Below are 16,173 nucleotides of genomic sequence, written 5' to 3'. Positions count from 1 at the left end.
ATGCCCGACGACATGCCAACGCCAGCCTCCTCCGCCGGGATGACACAGCCCCGCATGGCCGAGATACGCCAGCAGGCCGCAGAATGGCTGATTCAGTTATCCGAGGCCGAAAGCGACACCCAGCGTGCCGCATTGCAGACGGCCTGCCAGGCATGGCAACAGCAGCACCCTGGCCACGCCGAGATATTTCGTCAGATGCAAACCCTGTGGCAAAGCCTGGCGGACCATGGTGACACTGCGAAACCAAAACGCAGCAAGGGCAGGCGCAAGGCGCTGATCGGCACCGCCCTGAGTGCCTTGCTGCTGCTGGGCGGCCTGCAACTGCCCACCACCCGCTACTGGCTGGCAGATGAACGTACATCGACCGGCGAAATTCGCCAGATCAGCCTGAGTGATGGCAGCCGCATCACCCTGAATACACATAGCGCCGTGGATATCCGCTTTGATGCCCACACCCGCACCATACGCCTGACCGAGGGCGAAGTGCTGGCCGAAGTCGCGCACGATCCGCAGCAGCGCCCCTTTATCGTGGAAAATCGCGATGGCACGGCCACAGCCCTGGGTACGCGTTATCTGGTGCGGCAGGATGCCGATAGCAGCACCGTCACCGTGCTGGAATCCACGGTCGCTGTGAAGCCGCGCCACTCCGCCACCATCAGCAAAGTATATGCAGGCGAACAGCTACGCTTTGACGCCCAGCAGGCATACACCCTGATGCCAGCGCCTGCCCTGGCAGATAGCTGGCACATGCAACGGCTGGTGTTTGAAGATGCACCACTCAGTGCCGTGATCGCACGGCTGGCGGAATACCGCCCCGGCCTGCTCAAGCTGAGGACAAATACCCAAGCCTTCCGCTTTACCGGGGTGTTGCCCACCGATGATAGCGACAAGGCGCTCAGCATCCTGCAACAGGCATTGCCCATTCGCATTCAGCGCTACTCGAACTACATCGTGCTGGTCGATGCCGGCAACGAGCCTGCGTCGGATCGGTAGCGTTCTATAGGATTTATATAAGGGACGAATACTCCTGACTGCCCGATTTTTCCTCAGCGCGGTCATTGGAGTTGAGAGCTTCTCAATTCCAATGACCAAACTCAGGGAGTCCATATGACAACATCTCCAGCGTGGGGCCGCGCCTCACTTTTACATCTCGCCATTGTGGCGTGCCTGTGCCAGATGACGCAGGCCCACGCCGCCGACACCGGCACTGCCAGCCATTTGCAGATCGCCGCCCAGCCACTGGGGCAAGCCCTCACCGAGCTGGCCGCCAAAACCGGCATGCTGATCGGGGTGGATGCCGACCTGGTGCGCAACAAGCAGGCCAAACCTATCAATGGGCAATACCAGCCGGAAGACGCCTTGACCGCGCTGCTGGCCGGCAGCGGTTTGCAGGCGGTAAAAGGCAGCAATGGCAGTTACACCCTCAAGCCCAATCCCGCCAATGTGGAAAAACCGCAAAGCCATGCCGAGCCTACCACGCTACCTGAAGTCAGCGTGTCAGCCGCCAACGAATCCAGCGCTAACGTGCAGGAAGAAGGCAAGGCCGCAGATGGCTATCGGGTCAAGACCATCTCCTCCGTCGGCGCACTCGGCAGCATGCGCCTGCAGGATACCCCCTATGCCATGAGCGTGATTCCGCAGGAGCTGATCCAGAATATCCAGGCACAATCGCCAGACGATGTGTACAAGCTGAACCCATCGACTCGCACCACCACGCCGCAGATCACGGGCTTCAGCCCCAATGTGAATATTCGCGGCTTTGGCGGTTACAACACGGCCGAAGACGGCATGCGCCGCGCCTACAACCACGCTGCCACCATGGAAGACAAGGAACGGGTGGAAGTGCTGAATGGCCTTTCCGGCTTTTTATATGGCGCAGCCAGCCCCGGCGGCATGATCAATTTCGTATACAAACGCCCGACCATAGAGCGGCTGAACAGCGTGACGGTAGGGAACTACGGTGGCAGCCAGGCCTATGTGCATGGCGATTTTGGCGGCCGCATTGACGACGAAGGTCGCGCCGGCTATCGGCTAAACGTGGTCAAGCAGGATGGCGGCACGGCAGTGGATCATCAGAGCATACAGCGCGAGCTGGTCAGCGGCGCCATCGACTGGCAGATCACCGACAAGCTGCTGCTGGAGCTGAATGCAGCTTACAACCACTACCGAATCGACGGCACCTCGGCCTACTGGTATGTGGATGCTGGAAGTGGAGTACAGCGCCCCTCCGCCCCGGACAGCAGCAAGAACTGGGGCCAGAAATGGACAGGCGATGAGTTTCACAACACCAAGCTGATGGGCAAGCTCACCTATCAGCTGAATGACCATGTCACCCTGCGCGGTGCCTATATGCGAGATTACATCAACCGTGAAGGCAATCCGGGGACGTACAACTACCCGCTATCGGCAACGACTTACCGGCAGCTCGCCCTGGCCAGTGACGATACCGAGGATGTATACAATGCCGGGCAGGCATTTGCCGATATCCGCTTTGATACCGGCAGCATTTCGCACAAGGTCACCACCGGCTACTACATGAATTCCGACCTTTACCGTGGATCGAATTACAGCAGCGGCTCCAACAACTATCTGGGACCATTCTCCATCAGCAGCCCGACCTATGTTGGGCAGCCCGCCTTTGCAGCGAACACCGAGTCGCTCTATACCCAGGGCCGCGATATCAATGAAAATCTGATGCTGGGCGATCTGGTGACCTTCAACGAGCAATGGTCCATGCTGGCCGGGGTAAACCGCAGCCGCATCCTGTCGCTCACCTACGACGAAGCAAATAGCAAGACCTCCTCCTACGACAAGAGCCGTACCTCACCTGCGGTTTCCCTGATATACAAACCCATGCCGTGGCTGACGTCTTATCTCAGCTACATCGAAGGGCTGGAAGCTGGTGGTCGCGCGCCAACGAGCGTGTCTAATGCCAATGCCGTCATGCCGACTATGGTCAGCCGCCAGCAGGAGTTCGGCCTGAAAGCCAGTGTGGGCAAGATATTGCTGACATCCGCTATTTTTGAAATCGAAAAGGCATACCAGTACATTGATGTGGCAGACGGTATCAGCACCTATCGCCAGAATGGCCGTCAGAACCACAAGGGCATAGAACTCGGTGCTACCGGCAAAGCCACAGACCGGCTGACGCTGATTACCGGCCTGACGCTAATGGATGCCACGGTGAAGAAATCGGAAAATGCAGGGAATGTGCCGGTGAATGTCGCGCAGCAGTTTGCCAAGGTCTATAGCGAGTATCAGATTCCTGGCGTTGAGGGGCTGACGCTCACCGGCGGGGTTTACTACACCGGCAAGCAATATGCGGATGATGCCAACAAGGACCGTCTGCCATCCTATGTCACGGCCGATATTGGCGCGCGTTATCAGACCACGGTGTCTAATCGCCCGCTGACCTTGCGATTGAATGTGAATAACCTGTTCGACAAGGATTACTGGCTGAACTCCTATTACCTTGGCACCCCGCGCAGCCTGGCCTTCTCGGCACAGATGCAGTTCTAATCTCCACCTACCCAACTGCCCGGCACCAAACCGGGCAGTTTCCCTCCCAGCATGGCAACGTCGAAATCTGGTCAGTCAGTACGGGATTTCGGCACCACATTTCTTTGCGCCCGACCGCCGTTGGATAACACAAATCCTAAAAATTAATTGTGGGATAAGACACGGTATTGTCTCTTTATTCACACAATGATACATTGTGGTTTAATAATTTGGCATAAGTGCCTTAATTTGTTGGCAAATTATAAAAAAACATCACTTTTTAACAGAAAATTTTACGTAGTTTAATTGCGTTTTTCCAAGGGGGGTCTATATAGCATGCGCCTTGCGAGCACGATTCTTGCGTCCCGCCCTTTTGTAGCCTGTTTATAAAACGCGGACATTGAATCCATAAACCCATGCAGCAATCGCCTCAATATACGCCGGACCATCACGCGCAGATCGTGCTGAATCACGTCACGATCAGTGCGCTGCCGTCTATTCCGCAGGTGCTGACGCGCATTCTGGAAATGCTGCAGGATGAAGATACCGACATGCGCAAGCTGGCGGACCTGATGGAAATGGATGTGGTGATCAGTGCCCGCATCCTGCAGGTAGCCAACTCGGCGGCCTTCCAGCGCGGCACCCAGGTATTGTCGGTATACAGCGGCATCTCCAACTTGGGCTGGGACCTGGTCAAGACGCTGACCCTGAGCATTATCTTCCAGCGCATGCTGAGCGATTACTTCAAGAGCAATCAGCAGGATCTCGCCAGTTACTGGTATCACTCGCTGCGCACCGCCTTGCTGTGCAAGGCACTGGCCGCCCGCACCAGCGCGGTTTCTACCGACGAAGCCTATATTTCCGGGCTGCTGCATGATATTGGCCGCCTGGGGCTGCTGAGTGGATTCAATGCCCAGTACCAGGCGTTTTTTGCCATCGACGAATCCCTGCCCAACTACATCGAGAGTGAAGCCGCGCGCTTTGGCATCGACCATTGCGAGCTGGGCGCCTGGGTCATCAAAAACTGGCAGGTGAAGTCCTTCCTGGAAGATGCGATTGCCTATCACCATCTTCCAGCCGCACAGCTGGAACATTCGCCGGCGCTGATCAAGATTGTCTACCTGGCCAATCTGCTGGCACAGCAGAATATCCGTGACAAACCCGCCCTGGCCGAACTGGCCGAGCGCTGGTTCAACCTGAGCGAAACCGCGCTGGATGAAATTGTCAGCATCAGCCATCAGCAGATTGATGTGCTGGCGATCTCGCTTAACCTGGAAGCCGAAAAACCAGCGCTGGGCATGGACAGCGCCCCGGAAGCCGAAGATATCGAAGCCCTGCTGGGTGCGCTGGGCAACCGCGCACAAGCGCCGCTTGCGCCGTCGTCCAATATTGATGACCGCCTGATGCAAGGCGTAGCAAGCAATGCGCTGATCAACCACATGGAAAGCACGCTCAGCCAGCAGCCGGATGAAGAAGCCCTGCTGCTGCAACTGCAAAAGCTGGCGCGGCTGATTTGCCACAGCAAGCAGCTGATGCTGTTTGTGCCCAATGAAACCCAGAACACCCTCATCGGCAAGCCGCTGCAGGCAGACCAGAAGTGGGTGGCCGATTTCATTCTGCCGACCCAGCAGGATGTCAGCCTGATTGCCGATACCTGGCTTGCGCAGGCGGCCCGCCATAGTTTTGAAGCCTTCCGTGGCAGCAAGGCCACCCTGCCAGACAAGCAAATGATGCGCATGAGCAATGCCGCCGGCATGCTGTGCGTGCCCATGATGCTGAAAGGCAAGCCCATGGGCGTAATGGTGCTGGCGCTGGATCAGCCCGAGTTTCTGCTGCTGGACACGCAAATGTCCATCCCCACCGCCCTTGCCCGTATTGCCGCCAGCCGCCTGGCCGCCAGCGGACAACCAGCCGATGACATGCTGGCAGGCGAAGCGCAAAAAGAGCGCCTGCGACGGTTTGTACATGAGACCAGCAACCCGCTCACCACGGTTAAAAACTACCTCGCGATTTTAGAGCAGCGCATGTTGAAAAACGGCATGCAAAGCGATGACATCAGCATCGTCAATGAGGAGATCGACCGTATCGGCGTCATGATCGGCGAGCTGTATTCCAATGGCCAAAGCTATAGCGCCGCCAGTGTGGATATCAACCAGATGGTGCTGGACCTGATTACCCTGCATCGGCAGACTTACCTGGAACCCGCCGGTGTGGATGTAGTGGAAGCCTTGCATCCGAACCTGCCCGAAGTCACCACCATTCCGTATCAGTTGCGGCAAGTGCTGGTCAATCTGATCCGCAATGCCGCCGAAGCCATGCCGAATGGCGGCACGCTGACCATTGCCACCCATGTGGAGAACCGGGCTGGCGAAGAACCCATGCTGCTGATTCAGGTCAGCGATACCGGCCACGGCATCCCGGATGAGGTGATGGCTCGCCTGTTCAGCCCGCAAACCAGCACCAAGGGCGGCAACCACGGCGGCATCGGGCTCACCATCAGCAACGACATTATCAAATCCCTGCATGGCAGCATGGCCTGCCGTACATCCCCCCAGGGCACCAGCTTTGACGTGCGCCTGCCTCTGCAATCCGAAGCCAGCGATCTGGCATTAATGGAATAAAAGGGCACCATGTCGAGCATCTACCCCATCAACGCCTCACCCAAGCCGGTTGCCGAAACAGCGCCGCTGGCGCGGCTGCTTATTGTCGATGACAATGTGCGGCTGGCGGAAAGCCTGAAATACCTGGTCGAAATTCATGGCTATGTCGCCCACGTGTGCAACTCTGGCTTTGCCGCGCTTGATCTCGTTGCCGAGCAGCGCTTTGACCTGATGCTGCTGGACCTTTCCATGCCGGGCATGACCGGCCATGAGGTGCTGATGCAACTGCCCAAGGGCAAGCAACGCATTCCCGTAGTCGTCATCAGCGGCACCAAAACCCTGAATGCCGCGATTGACGCCATGCGCCACGGCGCCTATGACTTTTTGCGCAAGCCTTATCAGCCGGAAGAGCTGCTGCGCACCATCGAAAACGCGCTGGAACACTCCCGGCTCGAGCTGCAGAACAAATCCATCCACGCCCGGCTGGAAGAATCAGAAACGCTCTACCAGTACCTGATCGACAGCTCGCCCGACATCATCTACACGCTGGATGACAACGGCAACTTCACCTTCATCAACAATCGCGTGGAAACCCTGCTGGGTTATTCACGCGAGACCATGCTGGGCAAGCACTACACGCTGCTGATCCATGAAGAGGACTACGAGCGCGCGCACCACGCCTTCAACGAGCGCCGCACCGGCAACCGCGCCGCCAAGAACGTGGAGCTGCGCCTGCGCTGCCAGGAGCGCCGCAGTGAACGCCGCCAGCCCGAGCAGAACTACATCACGGTGGTCATCAATGCCATGGGCATTTATGGCACGCACCCGGAACATGGCACGCCATTCAATGGCACCTATGGCGTGGCGCGCGATATTACCGAGCGCAAGAAGGCCGAGCAGGCCATCACGCACCAGGCTTATCACGATACGCTGACCGACCTGCCCAACCGCATGCTGTTCAAGGACCGCTTAACCGTAGCCATCCATCACGCCAAGCGCAACAAGCACAAGCTGGCGATCATGTTCCTGGATCTGGACCGCTTTAAATGGGTGAACGATACGCTAGGCCATCTGTATGGAGATGAGCTCCTGAAGCAAGTGGCGGCACGCCTGCGCAACTGCATGCGCGAGCAGGATACGCTGGCGCGCATGGGCGGCGATGAATTCACCATGCTGCTGCACGAGCTGAATCAGCCCGACGATGCCACGGTGATTGCGCAGAAGATTTTTGATGAGCTGAAACGCCCCTTCATGCTGGATGATCGCGAAATCTTCATCTCATCCAGTATCGGCATTGCCATTTACCCGGACCATGGCGACTCCATCGAGAACCTGATCAAGCGCGCCGACATTGCCATGTACCACGTCAAATGGCGCGGCAAGAATGGCTTCCAGTATTACGATCCAAGCATGAACAGCATGTTCCACAAAAAGCTGTCGCTGGAAAACGAGCTGCGGCGCGCCATCGAAAAACGCCAGATCGTGCTCTACTACCAGCCCAAGATTCATCTGGATGGTCATTGCGTCATCGGCCTCGAAGCCCTGGCGCGCTGGCATCACCCCGAGCTGGGCCTGGTCTCGCCGCTGGAATTCATCCCGCTGGCAGAAGAAACCGGCCTTATCCACGCCCTGGGTGAAATGCTGCTGGAAGAAGCCTGCGTGCAGATGCGGCAATGGCAGGATGCCGGGCTCAACAACTTCAGCCTGGCGATCAACATCTCTCCGCAACTGGTGGAAGAAGATGCCTTTGTCAGCCGCATTTTGACGCCGATACGCCACCACCAGCTGAGCGAAGACCTGTTTGAAATCGAGATTACCGAAAACCTCCTGATGCGCGATGTGGAAAGCTCCATCAGCAAGCTGAAAGAGCTGGGCAGCCACGGCATCAAGATCGCCCTGGACGACTTTGGCACCTGCTACTCCTCGCTGGCTTACCTGCGTCGCTTCCCCATCCATAGCGTCAAGATCGACAAATCCTTTGTCAGCGACATCAGCAGCACCAGCGAAAACGCCTCCATCATCTCGGCGATTGCCGGCATCGCCAACGGCTTCAAGCTCGACCTCATCGCCGAAGGCGTGGAAACCATCCCGCAAATGCACACCCTGCAATCCCTGGGCTGCACCAAGATGCAAGGCTTCCTGTTCAGCAAACCCCTGCCCGCCAAGGAAATGACGCAGGTACTGCACAATCCTTCCCTGTTATTTCAGGATGTCCCCGCGCCGCCACAGATGCTGCCCTTGTTATAGGGCAACACGCATCACCTTCATCCCTGTCATTACCGAGCCTGGCCTGATGAATACGCCAGACTGAATTCCTGCGCTTGTTCAGGCTCGGCGCGTTCATGCGCTTCCATGGGTGTAATCACGGCGGTGAAGCCTTGCAGGGTTTGCGCTACCTGCGGTGACACCACAATGCTGAACGTGCTGGCGTAGGTCTTGCCGGATGGCACATGCATCACATGCCGCGCAGGAGAAGCATCGGGCGGCAAGCCTTGCAGGGTGAGCACATAGGTCTGCGCCTGGGCTTCTTTATTGGTGAGGCGCACGATGTAGCGGCTCTTGAGATCGCCATTGGACATGCGGGTCACCAGCGGCTGGTCCTGCTGGATATTGGCGACAAAGGGCTCCAGGTGCTGAATCTTGTAGGCAAAGAAGACAATCGCCAATGCCATCAGCCCCAGATAGCCATATTGCTTGAGGCGGCTGGCAAAGCTGATGGTGGCAGATTTGGCCGCAGGCTCGACGGCCGCGGCCTGGCGGAAATCAATCAGGCCGGTCGGCAGCTGTATGGATTTCATGATGGTATTGCAGGCATCAATACACAAGCCACAGGCAATGCAGTCAATCTGAAAGCCTTTGCGGATATCCACACCGGTGGGGCAGACATTGACGCAATAGCCGCAATCAATACAGTCACCCACGCCTTGCTGCTGGCGAGAGCCCGGCTCCTTGAGCGCTTTGGCAGGCGGCTGGCGGCCTTGGGTGCGTTCACCCCGGGCAGCATCGTAGACCACGGTTTTGGTCAGCGGATCCTGCATGGCGCTCTGGAATTTGCCATAGGGGCAAGCCACGCGGCAGATGTTCTCGCGGGCAAAGCCGGCGGCGACATAGGTAGTGGCGGTGATGGTGGCAATCGCGGTATAGGCCGCCATGGGCGCACGGCCCTCCCAGATGGCGGATATCAGCTGGCGGGCATCAGCAAAATACAGGGTAAAGGTCACGGCGGTTGCCAGCGCCAGGACAAGCCAGAGCGCATGGGTCAACCCCAGCTTGGCGATTTTCTCCAGGCCCCAGGGTTGTTTCATCAAGCGGATACGGGCTTGTGCTTCGCCCTGCACCCAGCCTTCTATCATGCGGAAGGCATCGGTCCACAGAGTCTGGAAGCAGAAAAACCCGCAGAACACCCGGCCATACAGCGCCGCCGACACAAACAGCATGGTGGCCGCCATGACCATGATCGCCATCAGCACCATCAGGTCCTGCGGGAAGATCACGATATCAAACAAAAAGAAGCGCGAATTGGCTAGGTCAAACAGCAAGGGCTGGCCACTGCGCGCCGCGCCATGCCAGGTGAGCCAGGGCAGGCCAAAATAAACCGTGTAGGCCAGAAGCAGAATCCCGGTCTTGAGGTTGCGATATTTGCCCTTGACCGCATACGGCACGATGGGAATGATTTTTCTGGCGGGCTTGGCAGCACCGGCAATAACCGCTTGCATGGCTGGCTCCATTCATTTGAGTGTGTGCCATGTTAAAACTCGCCAGCAAGATAAAACAGATGCAGAAACTATATAAAAAACCATATCAGATTTATACTACCTGCATGATCAGCAGCAAGGCCCAGCCATGAAAAAATACGAAAAACTGGCGGAAGAGATTGCCGAATCCATACGCACCGGTGTATTGCGCAAGGGCGATAAACTGCCTTCGGTGCGGCAGGCCAGCGCCAGCCATGCGGTGAATGCGTCTACCGTGTTTGAAGCGTATTACCTGCTGGAAGCGCGCGGCCTGATTACGGTAAAAGAGCGCTCTGGCTATTACGTCAGCGGCGGCAGTTCAACCCTGCCGGAGCTGGCCGCGCACCCGGTGGCGCATCCTTATCTGACGCCGGTGGATGTGAGCGAGCTGGTGTTTGATATCCTGGGTGCCACCCGCAATCGCACGGTGGTGCCACTGGGGTCTGCCTTTCCCAGCCCTTTGCTGTTTCCGCTGAAAAAACTGGGCCGCACCATGGCCTCCATCGCCCAGCACATGGACCCGTGGAGCTCGGTGCGCGACTTGAGCCCGGGCGATGAAAACCTGCGCCGCCAGATTGCCGTGCGCTATATGATCGATGGTTTCAGCGTACCCACCGATGACATCGTGATTACCAATGGCGCGCTGGAAGCGCTGAATCTCTGCCTGGCCGCGGTCTCCAAACCCGGCGATAGCATCCTGATTGAGTGCCCGACCTTTTATGCCGCGTTGCAAGCCATTGAGCGTAACGGGCTGAATGCCATTGAAATCCCCAGCCACCCCAAAACCGGCGTTAATCTCGATGCAATGGCGGCGGCGCTGGAGCAGCACAAACCGGCGGCCTGCTGGCTGATGACCAATTTTCAGAATCCGCTGGGCAGCCTGATGCCGGAAGATAAAAAGCAGGCTCTGGTGGCCTTGCTGCAGCGCTATCAGGTGCCGCTGATAGAAGACGATGTGTATGGCGAACTGTACTTTGGACAACAGCGCCCCAAGCCGGCCAAGGCATTTGATACCGAGGGGCTGGTCATGCATTGCTCGTCGTTTTCCAAATGTCTGGCACCGGGATATCGCGTGGGCTGGGTAGCGGCAGGCCGCTTTGCCAAAACCATAGAGCGCATCAAGCTCACCACCACGCTCGCCGCACCGGCACCGGTGCAGCAAACGCTGGCGGCCTATCTCGCCATGGGCGGCTATGACCGGCACCTGCGTGCCTTGCGGCACACCCTGCTGATGCAGCAGATTCGCTTTATTGAAACCATTGAGCAGGTCTTCCCTGCTGGCACGCAGCTCACGCGTCCGGCGGGGGGTTATTTTCTGTGGCTAAAACTGCCGGAAGGTACTGATGCGCTCTCGCTGCATCAGCACTGTCTGGAGCTGGGCATCAGCATTGCCCCCGGCCCCATGTTCTCGGCGCAGCGGCAGTTTTCAGAATATATACGGCTGAATTACGGCCATGAATGGACCAGCGAAATCGAGCAGGCCCTGCACACGGTGGCGAGGCTGATTCCCGAGCATATCCGCTAATCAGGCCAGTGCCAGCGTCGCCTGCATCTCATCGGGCACGCGCACGCTGCCATTGGTGTAATACTGAAACAAGGCAATAGCGGCGCGACCGGCATCGGCCAGCTGCTCGCGCGGCATGGCGGCCGTCACCGACGCGGCGGATAGACGATACAAAGGTGGCAATTCCAGGTTATTCAGCGACGACAAGGCCTCAAAGCGAATACGTGCCACCTCGGCAACACCCTCGTAAATACCAACCTCAAACATGCGTTCCACCGAAATGCGCAAGGTATTGCCCGAGGCAAACAGCAAGTCCTGATCTTTTTTGGTTACTGCCACAATCTGCATGTCTGCCCCAGCCGCTATCAACGAAAGGCACATCATAAAACAGGGAGCCTAACCCCAACAGATGCAGTTCCTGCAAAAAAAACCGGAGCAGATACCTTCGCCTCGCTCAGCTCTCATACATTATCCCCGGCCCACTGTATGCAATGGCCGCGCTTTTCTTATGGCACTTTTCGCTGCCTGGGCGGGTCATCAAGTACACATACCTCCGTTGAAAGCATGCAATGCCCGATACCCCACTTGATGAATGTACGGTACAGCTCAACGACGCCCTTGGCGCCGAATTGCATGGCGACATGGCGCTCTCTGCCGAAGCTGCGCGGCTGCGTTATGTGAATGACGGCACGCCGGGCTTTGCCCGCAAGCGCATGGCCAAGGGCTTTCGTTATGTGGACCGGCAAGGCCGCCCCTTGCATGACAAAACGCATCTGGCGCGCATCCGGGCACTCGCCATTCCGCCCGCCTGGCAAGACGTGTGGATATGCCCGTATGCCAATGGGCATATCCAGGCTACGGGGATAGACGCCAAGGGCCGCAAGCAGTACCGCTACCACAAGGAGTGGCGCGCCATCCGCGATGAAGCCAAATACGCGCACATGCTGGATTTCGCTTTGCATTTACCGCTGATACGCGAACAGGTAGATGCCGACCTTGCCAGGCCAGCGTTGTGCCGGGAGAAAGTGCTGGCGCTGGTCATCGCCCTGCTGGAAAAAACCATGATACGGGTCGGCAATGATGAATACGCCCGCACCAATCGCTCCTTTGGCCTCACCACCCTGCGCAACCGCCATGTGGATGTACAAGGCGGCCGCATCGCCTTTCACTTCCGCGGCAAAAGCCGGGTGGAACATGCCATCGAGCTGCAGAACGCCAGGCTCGCCAGACTGGTGCGCAAGATGAAAGACTTGCCCGGGCAAGCGCTGTTTCAGTATGTGGATGACGCCGGTGAACGCCATGCGGTGAGTTCATCGGACGTGAATGCCTATCTCAAAAGCATCACCGGTCGCGACTATACCGCCAAGGATTTCAGAACCTGGTCTGGCACCTTGCATACCTTTCAATCGCTCACCACGCTGGATGCCTTTGAAAACCAGACCCAGGCCAAAAAGAATGTGGTGCAGGCCATCACCGAAGCCGCCCGCAAGCTGGGCAATACCCCCACCATCTGCCGCAAGTGTTATGTGCACCCGCTGATTATCGAAACCTATATGGCGGGGAAATTACTGGAGGCCGTGGAGCAGGAAACCACGGATAAGGATGCCCCATGGGCGCTGGATGCCATTGAGCGGCATGTGCTGCATTTGCTGCAACGGCAGATAGCCGATGCACGAAAAAGCGAAGCGGCCTGACGAAGGTTGAGTGGCGGGATCGGGCGGCTTCAACACCAGGCAACCCGGGCCCAAAGCCTTAACGGATATCCCACCAGGTGGGCAGCAGGGCGCGCACCTCGACCTGCGAATAGCGATCATCAATCAGGTAGATGACCCCAGTGTCCTCACGCGTGCGGATCACACGGCCCGCCGCCTGTACCACTTTTTGCAGGCCGGGGTAGAGATAGGTGTACTCATAACCCGCGCCAAATATTTCTTCCATGCGTTCCCGCATCTGCTCATTTACCTCGTTGATCTGCGGCAAGCCTATGGTGGCGACAAAGGCGCCCACCAGCCGATCACCCGGCAAATCGATGCCCTCACCGAAAGCGCCGCCCAGCACAGCAAACGCAATGCCTTCTGAGGTTTCGGTAAAGCGATTGATGAAGGCTTCCCTGTCCTGCTCCGTCATCATGCGCGATTGCTGTCGCACCGGAATATCGGGATAACGCTCGCTGAATAGCTCGTATACCTGCTGCAGATAATCAAAGCTGCTCACGAACAGCAGATAGTTGCCCGGCCGGGCTTTGTATTGTTTGGCCATGAGCTGGGCTATCGGCATCACCGAGTGGCGCCGCCGCAGATAGCGCGTGGAAATATGCGTCACCAGCCGCACGTCCAGCTGCTCTGGGCTGAATGGCGATGGCACATCGATAAACGGCGTTTTATCCGGCAGGCCCAGCATGTCACTGTAAAAATGCGAAGGGCTGAGCGTGGCGGAAAACAGCGTGGCCGATTGCGCGGCGTCAAAACGTGTTTTGAGAAATGGGGCGGGCACGATATTGCGTATGCACAGCACCGTGTTTGCCTGCAACAGATTAGCGCGGCCCTGTTTCAGCGTGATATCAAACATGCAATGCGGGCCAAAGGCATCGGCCAGCGTGACAAACTGCAGCGCATCAAAATAGAAATTCAGCAGGCTGGCGGCATTATCGGTCGGGTGCAGCGCCAGATAATCGGTAATGCGCGTGACTACCCGCTGCAGGGAAAGCTCAAAGTCTTCCTCAATCGCCGGATAGACTTCATACGGCGCCACCTGCTGCTGTACCATGCTGCTCCAGGCCTGGCTGAGCTTCTCCAGCGGCGTTTTCAGCGACTTGGGGGCTTCCTGCCGCATGGCTTCAAACATCTGCTGATCCAGCTCGGCGCTATACATCTTGCGGCCGCGCTCTATCATGTTGTGCGCCTCATCCACCAGGATGCTTACGCGCCATTCATTCATCACCGTGCCCGCATACAGCACGGCATAAAGATCAAAGTAGTAGTTGTAATCGCCCACCACCACATCACTCCAGCTCACCAGATCCTGCGCCAGATAATAAGGGCAGATCTGATGTTGACGCGCCACCGCCGCCAGTGCCTCGCGGTCCATCATGCCGCGCTCAAGCGCCTGTATGCGCGCTTGCGGCAAGCGATCGTAAAAACCCTTGGCCAGCGGGCAGGAATCGCCATGGCAGCTTTTGTCGGGATGTTCGCAGGCTTTTTCGCGCGCCACCAGTTCCAGCGTGCGCAAGCTCAGGTCAGGGTTGGCCGCGTGAATCACATGGATGGCATCAAGCGCCAGTTTGCGTCCGGAGGTTTTCGCGGTAAGAAAGAAAATCTTGTCCAGCTTCTTTTCCGGCATGGCTTTCAGCAGGGGGAAAAGCGTGCCCAGCGTTTTGCCGATGCCGGTGGTGGCTTGCGCCATGAGGCATTTTCCCAGGCTCGCGGTCTTGTATACCGATTCCGACAGCACGCGCTGCCCGGTGCGAAAAGTGGGATGCGGAAACTGCAAGGCCGTGAGCTGCAGGTTGCGGCGCAAACGATGCGCCACCTCGCGGTCCGCCCAGGTGCGCAGCTGGGCGCACTGAGCGTTGAAATACGCCGCCAGCGCCTCCGCCGTATAAAGCTCGCTTAGCGGCTCTTCCGTCTTGCTCGATACGTTGTAATACACCAGCGCGGTATTGATCTCGCGCAGCTCGCGCTCCTGCGACAGCAGCGCGGCATATACCTTGGCCTGAGCCCAATGCAGGAAGCGATGGTTTTCCGGCATGCGCTCCAGCAGGCCCTTGAAGGTCTTGATCTCCTCCAGCTGGTTCAACTCCGGGTCATAACCATCGGCCCGGCCCCGCACAAAAATATTCTGGTACTCGCCGGTGAGTGCAATCTCGGTCTCGTAGCTCGCATTGCGGTTGGACGTGACCGAGGTATGCCCCATCATCCCCTCCAGCGCCGTGGGCGCAGGCGTAAAGCGCTGATCCAGATCACCGCGGCGGGCAACCAGATCGCACATGGCACGCACAGAAATAATGTACCGGAACGGATCCGCAGGATTTTCGGAAACGACCAGGCTGGGAGCGAGCTTAATGTTGCATCCTTGTGGGGTCAGGCAATGTGGAGGACCAGACGAGAGGGGATCACGATTTTCCACCTCACTGGCGTGAGGCCTTATTGTATCGCGAAGCGAACGAGGCGTGCCCGCGATACCACCCCGATAAACTACTCGACCTTGACGAAGCTACCCTGCGGCTTGTCTTGCAACAGACTCAGCAAATCCGCCGACTTCAAGGCCAGTGCATAACCCAGCACGCCACTGCCGATCACCACCGTCTCATACGCAGAAACACTGTTATCCACCAGCACCCGCAAGCCCTCAGGCAAGGCAATCGGCGGCACCGCACCGACCACATACCCGGTCGCCTCCGGTACCTCGGCATATTCCGCCATGCGGCACTTGCGCTCCCCCAGAAAGTTACGCAACAACGCCCAATCCGCACGACCACCACCCGCCACCGCCAGCAGGCAAAACCCGCTCTGCTCACCCTTGAACACCACACTGCGCACCACCGACTGCGGATCCAACCCCTGCGCAGAGAGCAACTCCTCAAGACTGCGGATAGGCTTTTTGTCTTCGCTAAGCGGGATTTCGATGATCTTGAAAGCGATGCCTTTGCTTTCGAGCAGGGTGGTGACGGTGGATTGGATTGTCATGGGAGGTAATGTCCTTTTCGATAAATGGCTGCTACACCATTGAAAATATACACTTCGTTATAGAGTCCATTTTATCGTTTGTAAAGCTGCTTACCCAACAATTAACTTTTGCAGGCGATGCTGGTACCTTTGAGATATTGGCTACCATTAAC

Annotated in this window: 10 protein-coding genes; 6 read left to right on the top strand and 4 right to left on the bottom strand. The window is 57.6% G+C overall.

Features of this window, described 5'->3' with window-relative positions; genetic code table 11:
* The 4 genes from MPQ_RS02130 to MPQ_RS02115 all read left to right on the top strand — a co-directional run bounded on the left by MPQ_RS02130 (position 1) and on the right by MPQ_RS02115 (position 8,345).
* Positions 1–993 (top strand): FecR family protein, encoded by a 993-nt coding sequence (locus MPQ_RS02130; RefSeq protein WP_013441241.1) that lies wholly within the window; start codon positions 1–3, stop codon positions 991–993.
* Positions 994–1,107: 114 nt separating this feature from the next.
* Positions 1,108–3,519 carry a TonB-dependent receptor gene (locus MPQ_RS02125; protein ID WP_041361957.1) on the top strand — a complete coding sequence of 804 codons (2,412 nt, stop codon included), beginning with the start codon at positions 1,108–1,110 and terminating at the stop codon, positions 3,517–3,519.
* Between the two features lie 395 nt (positions 3,520–3,914).
* Complete coding sequence (locus MPQ_RS02120; RefSeq protein ID WP_013441238.1) at positions 3,915–6,119, top strand: HDOD domain-containing protein; 2,205 nt, start codon at positions 3,915–3,917, stop codon at positions 6,117–6,119.
* Positions 6,120–6,128: 9 nt separating this feature from the next.
* Positions 6,129–8,345 carry an EAL domain-containing protein gene (locus MPQ_RS02115; RefSeq protein ID WP_013441237.1) on the top strand — a complete coding sequence of 739 codons (2,217 nt, stop codon included), beginning with the start codon at positions 6,129–6,131 and terminating at the stop codon, positions 8,343–8,345.
* 29 nt (positions 8,346–8,374) lie between these two features.
* Here MPQ_RS02115 and ccoG read toward each other — a convergent pair whose 3' ends face one another.
* Complete coding sequence (gene ccoG, locus MPQ_RS02110; protein ID WP_013441236.1) at positions 8,375–9,814, bottom strand: cytochrome c oxidase accessory protein CcoG; 1,440 nt, start codon at positions 9,812–9,814, stop codon at positions 8,375–8,377.
* A gap of 127 nt (positions 9,815–9,941) precedes the next feature.
* Between ccoG and MPQ_RS02105 the strand changes: the two genes are divergently transcribed.
* Complete coding sequence (locus tag MPQ_RS02105) at positions 9,942–11,357, top strand: PLP-dependent aminotransferase family protein (protein WP_013441235.1); 1,416 nt, start codon at positions 9,942–9,944, stop codon at positions 11,355–11,357.
* Here the strand turns inward: MPQ_RS02105 and MPQ_RS02100 are convergent, their stop codons facing one another.
* Complete coding sequence (locus tag MPQ_RS02100) at positions 11,358–11,684, bottom strand: hypothetical protein (protein WP_013441234.1); 327 nt, start codon at positions 11,682–11,684, stop codon at positions 11,358–11,360. It abuts the gene before it with no gap.
* 221 nt (positions 11,685–11,905) lie between these two features.
* On the opposite strand from MPQ_RS02100, the gene MPQ_RS02095 reads away from it, so the two are divergent.
* Positions 11,906–13,030 (top strand): DNA topoisomerase IB, encoded by a 1,125-nt coding sequence (locus MPQ_RS02095; RefSeq protein ID WP_013441233.1) that lies wholly within the window; start codon positions 11,906–11,908, stop codon positions 13,028–13,030.
* 58 nt (positions 13,031–13,088) lie between these two features.
* On the opposite strand, the gene MPQ_RS02090 is transcribed toward MPQ_RS02095, so the two are convergent.
* Together MPQ_RS02090 and MPQ_RS02085 are read right to left on the bottom strand one after the other, a co-directional pair.
* Positions 13,089–15,323: an ATP-dependent DNA helicase gene (locus MPQ_RS02090; protein WP_238525330.1), complete on the bottom strand. Its 2,235-nt coding sequence runs from the start codon at positions 15,321–15,323 to the stop codon at positions 13,089–13,091.
* Positions 15,324–15,529: 206 nt separating this feature from the next.
* A complete protein-coding gene (locus tag MPQ_RS02085; RefSeq protein WP_013441231.1) occupies positions 15,530–16,021 on the bottom strand; it encodes an aminoacyl-tRNA deacylase in 492 nt (163 codons plus the stop codon).
* Positions 16,022–16,173 lie beyond the last annotated feature (152 nt).

It is taken from the genome of Methylovorus sp. MP688, from assembly GCF_000183115.1.
In the GTDB taxonomy this organism is placed as follows: domain Bacteria; phylum Pseudomonadota; class Gammaproteobacteria; order Burkholderiales; family Methylophilaceae; genus Methylovorus; species Methylovorus glucosotrophus.
The sequence above is the reverse complement of the archived record's forward strand: the minus strand, read 5'-3'. Positions and strand labels throughout refer to the sequence as shown.

Coding starts and splice junctions, on each gene's coding strand:
- MPQ_RS02130 (WP_013441241.1), top strand. CDS start 1: ATGCCCGACGACATGCCAACGCCAGCCTCCTCCGCCGGGATGACACAG.
- MPQ_RS02125 (WP_041361957.1), top strand. CDS start 1,108: ATGACAACATCTCCAGCGTGGGGCCGCGCCTCACTTTTACATCTCGCC.
- MPQ_RS02120 (WP_013441238.1), top strand. CDS start 3,915: ATGCAGCAATCGCCTCAATATACGCCGGACCATCACGCGCAGATCGTG.
- MPQ_RS02115 (WP_013441237.1), top strand. CDS start 6,129: ATGTCGAGCATCTACCCCATCAACGCCTCACCCAAGCCGGTTGCCGAA.
- ccoG (WP_013441236.1), bottom strand. CDS start 9,814: ATGCAAGCGGTTATTGCCGGTGCTGCCAAGCCCGCCAGAAAAATCATT.
- MPQ_RS02105 (WP_013441235.1), top strand. CDS start 9,942: ATGAAAAAATACGAAAAACTGGCGGAAGAGATTGCCGAATCCATACGC.
- MPQ_RS02100 (WP_013441234.1), bottom strand. CDS start 11,684: ATGCAGATTGTGGCAGTAACCAAAAAAGATCAGGACTTGCTGTTTGCC.
- MPQ_RS02095 (WP_013441233.1), top strand. CDS start 11,906: ATGCCCGATACCCCACTTGATGAATGTACGGTACAGCTCAACGACGCC.
- MPQ_RS02090 (WP_238525330.1), bottom strand. CDS start 15,323: ATGTGCGATCTGGTTGCCCGCCGCGGTGATCTGGATCAGCGCTTTACG.
- MPQ_RS02085 (WP_013441231.1), bottom strand. CDS start 16,021: ATGACAATCCAATCCACCGTCACCACCCTGCTCGAAAGCAAAGGCATC.